This is a genomic window from Bacillus sp. z14 (2026) (genome assembly GCF_058313575.1).
In genome coordinates, this window is sequence record NZ_JBZFQK010000001.1 from 478,169 (window position 1) to 491,962 (window position 13,794).

Here is a 13,794-nt window from a genome sequence, read left to right on the forward strand (position 1 = left end):
CTGCCTTAAAATTAACTATATTATATCAGAACTCCAAATGATATCCTACTCTGTTGCCAGCTGGATGTATTCCTCCAAGGTCAAGCCACGTTTTTTCATATCAGTGGCATAGGCTTTTCCCACATATCTAATATGCCAGGGCTCATACATATACCCTGTTGTTTTCTCGTCACCCTTTGGATAGCGGATGATGAATCCATATTCTGCAGAATTTTGGGCAAGCCATTGTCCGGCTGTTGTAGAGCCAAAATCTTCATTAAGCTGATAATTATTCTCTGCACTCGATACATCCATTGTTAGACCTGTTTGATGCTCACTCTTACCAGGCTCCGCTACCGATTGTTGGGCATACTCTATACCGGATGCTTCAATTTCCGCATTATATAGCTGTACCTGTCTTTCATAGGAACGAAAACCTGACACGGCTGCTAATTGTACTCCCTCTTCATTGGCTGCAGTAAACATCTTCTCAAGCGCCTCTGCAGCTTCCTTTCTCATCAGCTGTTTTTCATGCTCTCCTACGAATGAAAAAGTAACATTCGGTTTCACCAAATCATCTGCTCGGTAACCAATCGGCAGACTATTTTCTTTATTTACCAACACAAGAATATTATCAGGATTTTGGATATAGTTCACTCCATCCTCAACCTTAATATCATTTAAGAATTCAGCAGCCAGATTCACACTATTATCATCCTCTTCCGACCCTTGATTTCCTTGTCCATTTCCAATCGTTTCCTGCGTATGGTTCTCGTTCTCTTCTTTTTTCGATTGATCTGTGTCAATGGATAAATCATTACATGCTGTGAGTAATAAAGCCGTTGCCATCATCATCCCAAGAAGTATCTTTCTCATTTCTCTTCCCTCACAATTCTCTCTCTAGCTGTTTATTGTTTCAAAAAACCATTAAATCAGCCTATGCTATTTATTATTTTAGTAACTTTTTAAATTGATATGTTTTTAAGTTTTGTTTGTATTATACTAAGTTTCTGAAAAATTCAAACAAACTGTTAATCATCAAGGAGTGTACTATTTGGTCACTCGAACACATTTGCTTTAAATAGTGATATATTGATGTTTCCACTAATCCTTTTCAAGTATAGCTGAAATGTTCCCGATCTGCTTGATTTTTTCAAAAAATCTAAGTTGATAATTCAATATCAAAATTCAAATAATACATCAATAGTACAATTATAAAAAAAAGCTCTGGTTTTCACCAGAGCTTTCTTGTTTTTATAATATTAAGATTCAATAGCAGTATTTAAAGCAACTTCGATCATGTCATTAAATGTCGTTTGTCTCTCTTCAGCTGTCGTTTCTTCACCTGTAAGGATATGGTCACTGACAGTAAGAATGGATAATGCTTGTCTGCCATATTTAGCAGCTAAAGTGTATAACGCAGTGGTTTCCATCTCAATGGCTAGGATACCATATTGTGCCCATTTTTCATGGTCTGCTTTATCATTATAAAATTGATCTGCAGTAAATACATTACCAACTTTTAATTGAAGTCCTTTTTCCACACCTGTGTCATATGCTTTTTTTAATAAACCAAAATCAGCTGTAGGTGCAAAGTCGATTCCATCAAAAAGTAATTTATTCATATTGGAATCCGTTGATGATGTCATGGCTAAAATAACATCTCTCACTTTTACATCTTTTTGAATCGCACCGCATGTACCAACACGAATTAATTTTTGTACACCATAGCTTTGCATTAATTCATTTACATAAATAGAGATGGACGGAACTCCCATACCTGTCCCTTGAACAGACACTTTTTTCCCTTTATAAGTACCAGTATAACCAAACATGTTTCTAACTTCATTATAACAAACAGGATTTTCCAAAAATGTTTCAGCTATATATTTTGCTCTCAATGGATCTCCCGGCAATAGCACAGCTTCTGCGATTTCGTTTTCTTTAGCGCCTATATGTATACTCATGTTTGAATATTTCCTCCTTTATGTAAAGACAAAAATGTCTATATTCAACTATAACTATACCATAGGCTTTTTAAAAAGATAAAGTTACCGATAATTCAGATTTTAACAAACGTGAATTCGGTTCACTACAGCCCAACCGCCAGATTGAAGCTGGTAATAACTCTTTTTCTCGTACTTATCCCCGATCATAATGATATCACCACTTGATATGGTTCTTCCCTTATAATTCTCAGGTATTAAATCTCTTATATTAAACTTTCTAAACAATTTATTAATGACTTCCGTATGACTTTCTCCATCTATGTAGCCTTGATATACCTGTTTATATCCTTTCTTATCCCGAGGGTGTTCTGTTTGAAAAATGGCGATTTCATATTCTCTTCTTCGCAAAGCCGACCACTTTAAAATTCTTTGTTTAAGCATAATTTCCCTCCTAATACGTTTGTTATTTAAATTTACCCTTCCTATAACAAATTCCTGCAATGAAAAACTTCTAGTTTTGTCGAATCCTAAATTTATGAGTTTTGGCCTAGTCTTTTCTTATAAAGTATGCTGTTAAATGCTTACACCCCTGTGGTTAGAGAACAATTTACAATCTGCATATATTTGTTGAATCAAAAAACAGACCAGGAGAAGTCTGTTTTTTGTTTAGTGAGGCTCTTTTTTCTCTCTTGTTGTTTGATCGGCCACTAATTTTTCTAGTTTTTTTATAGCAGTTTTCATCACTTTCCCATAGGTTTCATCACCAAACATGTCACGTAAAATTCGATAATCATTATAAATATCGAGAAGATGATTAATTTTCTCTTGATGATCAGACTCCTGGTTACCATTTTTATTTAAATGTGCGAGCGGTGAGGGCTCTGTTAGTTTCTTATACTGATTTGATTTCAATTTTTGATTAAGAGCATGTTTCTTCAAAAATTGTTCTGCATCTTTCGCATCTGCAAGAAAAATCAAATCATCCTCATTGCATTCTAGCCATTCATTGTCTGTAATTCTAGATAATTCATAAATAATATCTTCCCACGATTCTTCTTTATATCTCCAAATTTCAGTTCGAAACCCAATGACTTTAAAGATTTCCTTTCCATACCCTTTCACTTGCACTAAATCTCCAAAAAAATACTTGTAATCAATATTTACATGTTCTGCTTCAAATAAAAGCCCTTCAAAATCCTCAACAAGCATTAAGGATGATTCCGTAAATACTCCATCAGCACCTTGGACCTCATATACATAGGTTTGATTAAATTCCTGAACAGACTTCACTTTACCCACGATTCCGTTCACAAGTATGACTACTGAATTACCAATTGCAAACTTCGGTTTATTACGCTTGCCCATTGCTGCCACCCCTCGCAGTTCGGGTAGAATTTTTATCAGTATATGCAGCTCTTTAATTGAGGGGAAGCCTATTATTTAAACTCTTTTAGCCATCTTCCCGAAAAAACAAGACTTGATTCAGTAAAAGGATTAAATTGGGGAAAGATTTATATTTTTGACTTTGGCTTAATTCACCGATTTAGACTGGATTTGTGACAGAGTTGGCTGCTTTCTTCCTGTCCCCTACTGTATTTACAGTAAATCAATTGTTACCCATTCTATGACTGTCGGAAAAAGACATAGTTTTTAATTTCAACTAATACAATCTTTTTCGTAAAAAAGAAAAGCAATCCACTTATTCAAGTAAATATGAATAAGCAGATTGCCAAGAAATTTTCATGCGATAGTTAAGTAGAAATATCTTCATCGGAAGGAATGGTTAGAATAACGCTCGTTCCTTCTCCTTCTACGCTCGTTACTTCAAATGTACCTTTTAACTCTTCCATGATTTTCATGCTCGTTGCCAGTCCTAATCCGGTACCATTTTCTTTAGTCGTAAAGAATGGGGTACCAAGCTTGGATAACGTTTCTGCTGGAATACCCGGTCCATTATCCTTAATGATTAATTTCATTTTATTCTCAAAACAATCTGTTAAAATGCTGATCGTTCCGCCATCTTTCATAGCATCTCGAGAATTTTGGATTATATTTAAAATTACTTGATAAAGACGATTTCGATCTGTATAAATGATTCCTTCATGATGAATATCTTTTAATATTGTTATATTATTTTTATTTAACTCCGCTCTTTGCAGTAAAATAATTTCTTCAATCAACTCAGTAACTGAATATTTTTTCAAGATTAATTGATATGGTTTTGATAGATTCAATAATTCGCCGACTATTCTATTCATACGGTTTAATTCTTCTATAATGATATCAATATAATTTTTAAATATTTTTTCATCATAGGGATGATCTCTTAATAGTTGGAAAAGCCCCCGAATCGTCGTAATAGGATTTCTGATTTCATGGGCTACTCCGGCCGCTAATTGGCCAACATATTTAAGCTTCTCCGTTCTGAGAATCTCCTTTTCCCGTTGTTCCAAGGTTTCTATCATGGAAATAAAGGCCCTATTAAGTACATTTAGCTCATGATATGTACTTTCAATTTGGTTATATTTTTTTCCGTTCGTATATCTCTCCACACCTTCTGCCATCCTGACAACAGGCTTAACTACTGTTTTAGATATATAATAGACAAATAGTAAAATACCAATCAGCAGTATTAACCCTATCATTAGATAACGATCAATTAATTGCAGCAATGGAGCATATACAACTTTTTTACTAGCTTCGGTAACCACATACCACTGCTCCTGGGCATCAGTTCTTTCCTTGATTGGTTTCACAGCAAATAACTGCTTGCCATCTTTGGATTGAATTAATTCATTTTGCTTATCAGAGGCAATCAAATCATCTAGTGAAAGATTATTTTCCTCCAGAAAGTTTGTTTTCATAATATTATCTTCATTTTGCTCTGATACAATCCAGCCCTCGTGATTAATCATAAACGCTGTATAAGGAAATTTTTCACGCTCAAGTGTTAAATTAGACTCTATCGTTTTCCACAGATAAAATAAATTAACTGTTGGAGCAAATACTCCATTTATTTCATTATCATTCGTATAAATTGGTGTGCTAATCAAAAAAAATGGCTTTTCACGATCTAATTTATACACTTTAGACAAATACTGAATGCCTGCACTTGATTTTTCGAAGGATTTACTATTTATAAAATAAGGAGTGATATCATTATACTCCTCCGAGGGAATTACATCCCCGTCCTTATTAACATAGATATATCCAGAGTAAATCGGCTTTGATTCAACATATTCCTTCAAAAAATTCAATGAATGCGTTTTATTGTCACTTTCTATATCGGAATGCCGACTTAAATAAACTAGATCACTGATTCTCTCATCTATAAAACGATCTGTTGTATCTGCCGCATGGTAAGCGGCCGTTCGCAATGTCATTCTAACTTGATTTTCAATTAACGATCGCTGGGTCGAATACGAAATAATCCCAAGGCATAGTAAAGGAACCGTTGAAATAATAAGAGAATAACTTAACAAACGGGTTTGTAATCGAACTGGCATAGGAACACCTGTTTCTTTCTGTTAAATTCAATTGCTAAAAAGCTAAGAATCCTACTAAAAATTTAATAAAGCTTTGATATGGTTAATCTGATTTTCTACAAACTATAACTCACCAATATGCTGAAGGTAAAGATTCCAGGCATCGTCAAATAGGCTCATGTCCAATATATAGTCAACATTCATTTCTAGATACAGACTTATTTCATGATAATCAGACGAATTCTTAGGAAAACCGGGATCATGAAAAACATTTTCAGCAAACATGGACATCTCACTTTTCTCCAGGGCATGCCTATATGTGTTTAAAAATCGATAAAAAGATTTCACTTGCTTTCGCTCCACTCATTTAACATTAATTATGCATTATACATATTACCTAAAAAAACTACATAATGCTATTATTTACCTTGTTGATTTGGGGTACTTCACGCGAATAATGATACGAATTACCTTCATTTATATAATAATTTTGTTAATCAACAATGACACCAAATCTTTTTGGTACTATGTATATTGCGGATAATTCTTCTTTCTATTCTGTAACAAGTATACATGAATACAATACATTTCCATATATTATAAAACAATTAAATGTTGCAGAATAACATTAATTCACAAAAAAACCTCGGAATAATCCGAGGTTTTCATTATACTAAAACCGGTTCTACTTTTACTTCCTGAACTTTACGGATAATATCACGCGCTACCCAGACCCCACAGGCACTTGCCTGCGCTAATCCCCTTGTAATACCGCCTCCGTCTCCACCTACATATAAATTTAATATGTCTGACTGAAAGTGCTCATCTAAATTTGGTCTTGCTGAGTAGAATTTTGCCTCTACTCCATAAAACAATGTGTGCTCAGATGCTAATCCTGGCGTTACTTTATTTAATGCTTCGGTCATTTCTATTAAACTTTTCATTGTATTGTAGGGTAAAACCAAGCCTAAATCTCCTGGAACTGCTTCTTTCAAAGTAGGCTCGATAAAACCTTCTTTTATTCTCTTAACAGTAGATCGTCTTCCTTTTAAAATATCGCCGTACTTTTGAATAATTAAACCGCCATTTGAAAGGGCATTTGCCAGTTTTGATATCTCATGGGCATATTCTGTAGGCTTATCAAACGGCTCAGAAAATTTATGGGATACCAGTAATGCAAAGTTTGTATTATCACTGCCAAGTTCAGGATCTTTATAAGCATGACCATTCGCCAGCATAATTCCAGAATGATTTTCAACTACAACATGCCCGGAAGGATTGGAGCAGAATGTGCGAACCTGCGTACCAACAGAGGTATTGTAGATAAATTTACCTTCATATAAATGTTTATTGATTTCTTCCATTACCACATTGGATGTTTCAACCCTCACACCAATGTCAACCTGGTTACTCGTCATTTTAAATTTACGTTTTTTAAGAATCTCTGTTAACCATTTGGAACCGTCTCTCCCCGGTGCGACCACGACATAATCAGAATATAGCTTTTCTCCATCTTTAAGAACAATTCCTTTGGCTACATATTGGTTATCCTGCTTTTCAGTTAATACATCTTCTACTTCTGCCTTAAAAACCATATCTATTCTGTCTTTTAAATATTCATAAATACTTTTTAAAATTTCAAGATTCTGTTCCGTTCCTAAATGACGTACATAAGCTCGCAATAGCTTTAACCCTGCTGCATAGCCTGACTTCTCAATTCGGCGCACTTCTTCACTCATTGGATTCGTAAGCGTATCAGTAGCACCATGCTTTATGTTAATTGCATCTACATATTTTATCAGTTCCACAACTTGATTTTTTGATAAATAATCTGTCATCCACCCGCCAAATTCGCTTGTAATATTAAATTTCCCGTCAGAATACGCACCAGCTCCACCAAATCCGTTCGTAATGGAACAAGCAGGCAAACAACCCGCAAAGCTCTTTCGATTAGTAGGTGGCGGACATTTAACTATTCTCTTCTGTAATATTGGGCAGTTCCGTCTATATATATCATGACCTTTATCAATTAAAAGAACCTTCGCTTCCGGTAATTTTAGAGTAAATTCGTAGGCAGCAAATATTCCGGCAGGACCGGCACCCACGATAATTACATCATAATTCGTTTTCATATGAGGATCTCCTCCATTTATAGGTCTGCTCCGCACTAAAAATCATACCAAAGCGAACATGAACCGTCAACAGAAAATACGAACATTATTTTTGTAAATTATATTTTTGTTCGTCTTTAAAGTGTTTATATGTAGTTTTTATCCAAACATAAGATGTTTTTTTACCAATCCATTAAAAAAGGACGGATAACCGTCCTTTTTCCCTTTAATCAGCAAGGGCTGCAGAAAGAAGCACCGATAATAATAAGGAGGATAAATAACACAACAATCAATGCGAATCCGGAACCAAAACCGCCTCCGTGTCCGTAACCTCCACCGTAACCATATCCACCGCAACCGCTGAAACATCCATCTTGACCACCGTAATACATTTGTTTCACTCCTTTAGAAGTTCATCATTACATTTTTACTATATGTGTTATTCGCCCTTTAGGTATGTGCATTCGCCTAATTTGATTGCCTTTTTTATGTAAATATTGTAACATTATTGTAACATCAGACTAGATTATAGAAAGAAAAATGGGGGTTAATCGTATTTTCAAACGCAAGCAAGGGTTATTACTTGTTGTGATGGTTGCCACAGGTTTATTGTTTTTTTTCAGTTTTAATGTATTTTACAGCAAAAGCCAAACACAAGGCTTAATGGATAAATTAGAGAATGGACAAACAATTCGCTATTTAGTATTAGGTGACAGTATTGGTCGCGGATCGGGAGCAGAAAAGCCTGAACTTACTTGGTTCTCCCAATTAGAAAACATGATTCATGAGAAATATGGAAGCAAAATGAACGGACAATATATTGTTCAAAGCGGTGCCACTTCATTTGAAGGCATCTATAAATTGCAAGAAACAAAGGTTTCCCCATACACAGATTTAATCTTCATTGTTTTTGGTGAAAATGACAGGAAACACATGCTGAAAGACGATTTTGCCGAATTGTATGAGAATCTAATCAGGCACGCTAAAATCAGTGCACCACAAGCAAACGTAATAACTGTGATTGAGAGCAGCTTGCCGGATGAGGGGTTTGCCCAAACAATCAAGGATATCAGCCAGCATTATGGAGCTGTCCCAGTAGATATGCGAGCAGTCTTTAAACAGTCGCCATTATCGATTTCTGAATTAACAAAGGACTCCGTTCATCCAAATGGAAAAGGGTACTCTTTATATGCGAATGAAATCTTTAACACCCTTAGTACATTGGATCACGCACAAAAATCAGTGACTCTGCCTAAAGCCAAATATATTCAAAACGAGTATCAATTAAAAATGAATGGTCGATACAATTATAATAACGGGTTTACGAAACATAATGGATTTCTCCATTCAAATAAAGAAAAGAGTCAATTAATCTATCAATTTAATGGACCAATTGTTGGCGCCGTTTTATTTCGCGGTCCAGATGGTGGTACGGCGAATATTTATATAGATGATCAATTTCATAGTACCATCAGTACTTGGTGGCCCTTTCAAAAAGAAAGATATATTTATCTGGCCAATAACCTCGGGGAAGGTACACATGAACTAAAGATTGTTCCTACCGGACTTCAAAGTAAATACAATTCAACGAACGAATCTTATATTAGGATTTCTGGGATACTTGAAAAGGATAAAGATTAATAAGGAACTACTGTTTGTTACGGTTTCTCTTTTTGAATTTAGAATCTCAATTCATTTTCCACTAGAAAAAATAACACGTAACAGCAAAAGAGGAAGCGAATATGCTTCCTCTTTTCAATTACTTTTCACCGCAAAAGCAATACTCATATTTACAAAAATTCATCCTGTGCTTCAAAAATGTTTGAAAAAATCCCATTTGTTCTTTTTCTATTTTAAAGTAGCCTGTAACTGGATGCTCTGCTGATAGGTTGAAAATCCTGCGATAGTCATCTAATGGAATAGATACTAGTTCCTCTTCACCAATAACGATCTTATCTTCATCACTAATTTCGTTCCATTGAATCATCCTAGTTGTTTCTTCCTCAGAGAAAAAATATGGCGACGTACATTGTTCAACAAACAGTCCATTACTTTCAGCAAATTGAATAGCGGATTGACAATTTACATTAGACCCAATATACATATAGTAATCATAGCCAAAGTGTATGAAGAATTGATCTTTACTATAGAGCTTACACCATATAAAATTTCGCAAAATCATTTTGCAAATCAAACGCAATTCATTTTTGTTTACCAACAGGTCTTCTTTGAGAACCAGCTTTTCAAATTCCTGTTCGTATAAAGGTGATGTAAGGTCTTCTTCAGAAATCTTCTTATCCAATTGCAAAATTCTTAGTGAATCAATATTACTTTCCTCCATGAATTTAATCATGGAATTTATATAAGCTGTCTCAACCTGAAGATATTCATGAAAAGTGAATTCCTTCCCATTAATAAATTCCCCTATTTCAGAAGGACAAGTCCATTCCTCCGCTATGGTATAGTACCCATTTTCATCCCTAAAATCAGGATTAAACTTTGTGACACACCACTGAAAATTTATTTGTTTAACCACCCTGCCCCTCCTCCATTCTCCGTAAGTAAAGTATATCATTTACATTAAATTTCATATTGAAATTCCAAATTGCAGGAGTTTTCTTTTTAACATCTCGTGTTTTGCAAGGGAATTTAAGGCTATAAAAGCTCTTAAAATGAAACGAGAACCCGTTAGGTATATGATGTAAAAATATATCATAAAGAAAAAATAACAGATTCACATTTTCCAAAACCCATTTGCTCTATTACGAATACGGATTACATAACAAAAAGGATAATCACCCAAGCAGGCAACGGTGTCCTCACTTAGAGAGATTATCCTTTACAATTTAATATCAGCTGAACAACTTTACATATCGCCCGTATCCTTCTTTTTCCAATTCTTCTTTTGGTATAAACTTTAGTGCAGCAGAATTAATGCAGTATCTTATCCCTGCAGGACCCGGACCGTCGGGGAATACATGACCTAAATGAGAATCCGCTTCATTACTCCGGACTTCTACGCGACGCATGCCGTGTGAATAGTCGTCCTTTTCGATTACTTCAGACTCATCAATAGGTTTTGTGAAACTTGGCCAACCACACCCCGCGTCATATTTATCCTTTGAACTGAAGAGTGGCTTTCCCGAAACGATATCCACATAGATCCCTTCTTGTTGGTTGTCCCAGTATTCATTTCGAAAAGGCGGTTCTGTACCACTTCGCTGGGTTACGTCATATTGCATAGGTGTTAGTTCTTTTAGACGATCAGAATAATTGGTCAATTATTTTCACCCCAATGCTCTTTAATAAACCCAGAACGCCCTGAACCTACTTGATAGGATTCATAATGATCTTTATTCTTCTTATAGAAATGCTGATGGTACTCCTCAGCTGGATAAAAGGTTTTGGCAGGAAGAATCGGTGTTACAATTTCCTTTGTAAATCTACCGCTGTTACCCAACTCTTTTTTGGATTGCTCCGCAATTTCCTTTTGTTCCTCGGTTGTATAGAAAATGGCTGTCTTATAGGAGTCTCCTCGATCACAAAATTGTCCGCCTGCATCTGTTGGGTCAATTTGCTGCCAGAATAACTCCACAATTGATTTATATTTTATAATAGCGGGATCAAATGTAATTTCTACTGCTTCTACATGTCCAGTACTACCTGAACAAACTTCCTCGTAAGTAGGATTTTCTTTATGTCCGCCTGTATAGCCTGAAATAACACTTTTTACTCCTGGAAATGTGTCAAAGGGTTTTACCATGCACCAAAAACACCCACCGGCAAATATTGCTTTTTCCATCATCCTACCCCCTTTTGAGTTTATATTTATAAACGTATTGATATTCTACCCTTTTATTGTTAATTAAGAAAATGGTTTGCTTAAGACTTTTCTCATATAAAGACACATGCCTAAGCTCTCTTGCATATAGCTAGAATATAATTTGGAAGTGCAAGGAGTGAGACCAATGTCCTCTATGAATGGACAAAGCTATTATCAGAAGGCAAAGGAATACGATTTACTCTCCCAGTATTACAAATATACAAATCCTGATTTGTATATTAAGTATTACTACAGACATCTGCATTATATGGAACAGTTACTTCATCAAGGGGCAGGAAATGAGCGGACTACGCTTGGTAAGATAAAGTTTTTCCATGCCCTTCCATCTGTAAAAAGCATAGATTTATATATAAATGGAACACGGATTTTCAAGAACGTCCCATCTAAATCTGTTAGTCATTATTTATCACTGCCTGAGGGGAAATATGAATTTGACCTTTATCCGAGCGGCCAATCACATTCCGCTTTGTTAAGCAGAAAAGTAGACATTAAAGAAGGAACCCCTTATACCATTATTGCTGCAGCGAATCAAAATGGATATTCTCTCTTTTCAATCGAGGATAATCTTACTCTTCCGACCAGGGAGACAAAGTTAAACTGTTTAAATCTAAATCCTGATTCGGCTGGTATCGATATCGCTGTAACAGGTGGAGATACCATATTTTCTAATTTAGCCTATAAAAAGCCCAGCTCTTATCTTGGATTGACTCCGATGACAGTAGAATTTTTAGTGAAATGTTCAAAATCGAAAGAAATGATTCTTGATCCTTTTTCCGTCACCCTCCATCCCGACCAAATATACACAATGCTTATTTTAAGCTCGGGAAACGAACATAAAGACCCGGAAATTGTGTTTATTTAAAAAATGAGAGGAATTGCATCCATGGACTCATGGTACAATTCCTCTTTTTACAATTATTCTACCGGAACTAACAAACTTAACTTAATTTCATCATTTTTGAGATCAAAAGACTTTGCTTTAACTGTGATTCCACTCTTAAGATCCATTTGGCTTAATGCCAAATATATGTTTTTTTCTTTAGGTCGTATCATAACCCATTCAGGTGTATCATATTTTTCGTTAATGTAATTCAATACAAATGTTGCCGGCAAGCTCATACCGCCAATTTGAATAGCTTCATGCTTTAAAAGTAAATCCCCATTTTCGAGTGTAACTGGTTCAAATAACACCTTGATTTCGACATTTCTGCCAAACGCGGATAATGTTCCGTACAATTCAAGACTTTCCTTTAAAAGCACCTCATATTTAATTGGACTATCTGAGCTTTCTTCCTCAATATAATAATTAATAATCCGATTAAGGTCTTCCTTATTGGATGTAAACGGTATCTCCACTTTTTCATCGTTAGTGGCTAGTTTATTTAATGATTCTTCATCCTTTATCGGACGAGTCGTCCAATAAATCAGGATACAGGCTGCAATTAGGTTGATTGCCAATAGCCCAAAAAAAAGTCCTTTCCACTTGTTATCTATTTTGAAGATTCTCCTCATTCTTCTCCCCCTCTTGTACCATCCTCATCGTATTTATGTTTTTAACAGTACTCTCTTTCATTTTCTCATATATACGTGAAGCAATAATCTCATAGCCCTTGTCATTCGGATGAAAATAATCCTCTTTGTATAAAAGATTTTCATTTGATTTTGAGAATGCATCATCAATTCGGATAAAAAAAGCATTTGGATCCTCAGAAACTATTCCCTCACTGACGCTATTCCAATCATCCATGATAATATCCAGTTCCTGAAATGCTGATATCCATTTCCCGAAAGGGTTATACAAGCCAACAAAATAAATTTCTGCTTCTTTATTATATTGTCTAATTATACTAAAGATTTCTTTCAGTCGCTCTTCATATTGAATAGCCTCCAGATTAAAATCCTGTATGGTTAAATTTGTAAATTGTTCTTTTACAACTCTCATGATATCGTTTCCGCCAATCGTAATGATAATGGCATCAGAAGTTTGTATATCGGCTATTAACTGTGGCGTATTCAGCCGTCTTAAAAGATCTGAAGATCGATTGCCGCGGATACCGTGGTTGGTAAATTCCGCTTCTCTTATCCCCTTATTTTGTTCTAAATAGGAGACTAAATAAGGAATATATCCCCCTTGATCACTGCTATCCCCAACACCCTGGGTCAATGAATCCCCCAGTGAAACTACCTTCACATCGGTTGGAAAGAAATCATTCGGAATTTCCCGCTTTAATGCTTTTGTTATAGATGAGGCTGAATGTTCTTCCACTTGCTTTCCAAAAAAATATCGATAAGGACTGCATCCTGAAAGCATAAATATCATAATCACAGTTATCAAGGTTTTCCAAAACATAGCTGTCACCTGCCTAAAGATTACTCTTTATTATATTCATTATAGTTACAATAAATATCCTTATCATATAAAAAAA

General features: G+C 35.2%; 15 protein-coding genes. 2 read left to right on the forward strand and 13 right to left on the reverse strand.

Translation table 11 applies throughout. From position 1 onward, the window contains the following. Positions 1 to 45: 45 nt before the first annotated feature. The 8 genes from AC4G3O_RS02115 to AC4G3O_RS02150 form a co-directional block, all read right to left on the reverse strand. Positions 46 to 855, reverse strand: a complete 810-nt coding sequence (locus tag AC4G3O_RS02115) for a M15 family metallopeptidase (RefSeq protein WP_066107103.1) — start codon at positions 853 to 855, stop codon at positions 46 to 48. A 386-nt stretch (positions 856 to 1,241) separates the two neighbouring features. Continuing rightward, the gene (gene deoD / locus AC4G3O_RS02120) at positions 1,242 to 1,946 is read right to left on the reverse strand and encodes a purine-nucleoside phosphorylase (RefSeq protein WP_066107105.1); all 705 of its coding nucleotides are present in this window, start codon (positions 1,944 to 1,946) and stop codon (positions 1,242 to 1,244) included. Between the two features lie 102 nt (positions 1,947 to 2,048). After that, the gene (locus tag AC4G3O_RS02125; protein WP_066107108.1) at positions 2,049 to 2,369 is read right to left on the reverse strand and encodes a YodL domain-containing protein; all 321 of its coding nucleotides are present in this window, start codon (positions 2,367 to 2,369) and stop codon (positions 2,049 to 2,051) included. 225 nt (positions 2,370 to 2,594) lie between these two features. Then, a complete protein-coding gene (yodN, locus tag AC4G3O_RS02130; RefSeq protein WP_066107111.1) occupies positions 2,595 to 3,293 on the reverse strand; it encodes a germination protein YodN in 699 nt (232 codons plus the stop codon). A gap of 386 nt (positions 3,294 to 3,679) precedes the next feature. Next, the gene (locus AC4G3O_RS02135) at positions 3,680 to 5,434 is read right to left on the reverse strand and encodes an ATP-binding protein (RefSeq protein WP_066107114.1); all 1,755 of its coding nucleotides are present in this window, start codon (positions 5,432 to 5,434) and stop codon (positions 3,680 to 3,682) included. Positions 5,435 to 5,536: 102 nt separating this feature from the next. Next, positions 5,537 to 5,761, reverse strand: a complete 225-nt coding sequence (locus AC4G3O_RS02140; protein ID WP_077248138.1) for a YozE family protein — start codon at positions 5,759 to 5,761, stop codon at positions 5,537 to 5,539. A 320-nt stretch (positions 5,762 to 6,081) separates the two neighbouring features. Then, entirely contained in the window at positions 6,082 to 7,545 is a 1,464-nt protein-coding gene (locus AC4G3O_RS02145; RefSeq protein WP_066107115.1) for an NAD(P)/FAD-dependent oxidoreductase, read from the reverse strand. A 209-nt stretch (positions 7,546 to 7,754) separates the two neighbouring features. After that, complete coding sequence (locus AC4G3O_RS02150; RefSeq protein WP_066107118.1) at positions 7,755 to 7,916, reverse strand: YjcZ family sporulation protein; 162 nt, start codon at positions 7,914 to 7,916, stop codon at positions 7,755 to 7,757. A 148-nt stretch (positions 7,917 to 8,064) separates the two neighbouring features. Here AC4G3O_RS02150 and AC4G3O_RS02155 point away from each other — a divergent pair, with 148 nt between their 5' ends. Next, positions 8,065 to 9,165 (forward strand): SGNH/GDSL hydrolase family protein, encoded by a 1,101-nt coding sequence (locus AC4G3O_RS02155; protein ID WP_491135742.1) that lies wholly within the window; start codon positions 8,065 to 8,067, stop codon positions 9,163 to 9,165. Between the two features lie 118 nt (positions 9,166 to 9,283). Here AC4G3O_RS02155 and AC4G3O_RS02160 read toward each other — a convergent pair whose 3' ends face one another. The 3 genes from AC4G3O_RS02160 to msrA all read right to left on the reverse strand — a co-directional run bounded on the left by AC4G3O_RS02160 (position 9,284) and on the right by msrA (position 11,326). Beyond that, positions 9,284 to 10,060, reverse strand: coding sequence for a DUF7683 domain-containing protein (locus AC4G3O_RS02160; RefSeq protein WP_066107121.1), 777 nt, complete (start codon positions 10,058 to 10,060; stop codon positions 9,284 to 9,286). Between the two features lie 316 nt (positions 10,061 to 10,376). Continuing rightward, positions 10,377 to 10,766 (reverse strand): peptide-methionine (R)-S-oxide reductase MsrB, encoded by a 390-nt coding sequence (gene msrB / locus AC4G3O_RS02165; RefSeq protein ID WP_066107820.1) that lies wholly within the window; start codon positions 10,764 to 10,766, stop codon positions 10,377 to 10,379. Between the two features lie 35 nt (positions 10,767 to 10,801). Continuing rightward, positions 10,802 to 11,326, reverse strand: a complete 525-nt coding sequence (gene msrA, locus AC4G3O_RS02170) for a peptide-methionine (S)-S-oxide reductase MsrA (RefSeq protein ID WP_373925470.1) — start codon at positions 11,324 to 11,326, stop codon at positions 10,802 to 10,804. A 166-nt stretch (positions 11,327 to 11,492) separates the two neighbouring features. Between msrA and AC4G3O_RS02175 the strand changes: the two genes are divergently transcribed. Next, complete coding sequence (locus tag AC4G3O_RS02175) at positions 11,493 to 12,230, forward strand: DUF4397 domain-containing protein (RefSeq protein ID WP_066107128.1); 738 nt, start codon at positions 11,493 to 11,495, stop codon at positions 12,228 to 12,230. Between the two features lie 53 nt (positions 12,231 to 12,283). Here AC4G3O_RS02175 and AC4G3O_RS02180 read toward each other — a convergent pair whose 3' ends face one another. Further along, complete coding sequence (locus AC4G3O_RS02180) at positions 12,284 to 12,880, reverse strand: YpmS family protein (RefSeq protein WP_491135743.1); 597 nt, start codon at positions 12,878 to 12,880, stop codon at positions 12,284 to 12,286. Continuing rightward, positions 12,855 to 13,718, reverse strand: a complete 864-nt coding sequence (locus AC4G3O_RS02185) for an SGNH/GDSL hydrolase family protein (protein WP_491135744.1) — start codon at positions 13,716 to 13,718, stop codon at positions 12,855 to 12,857. Before AC4G3O_RS02185 ends, AC4G3O_RS02180 begins: the two co-directional genes overlap by 26 nt. Positions 13,719 to 13,794: the final 76 nt, after the last annotated feature.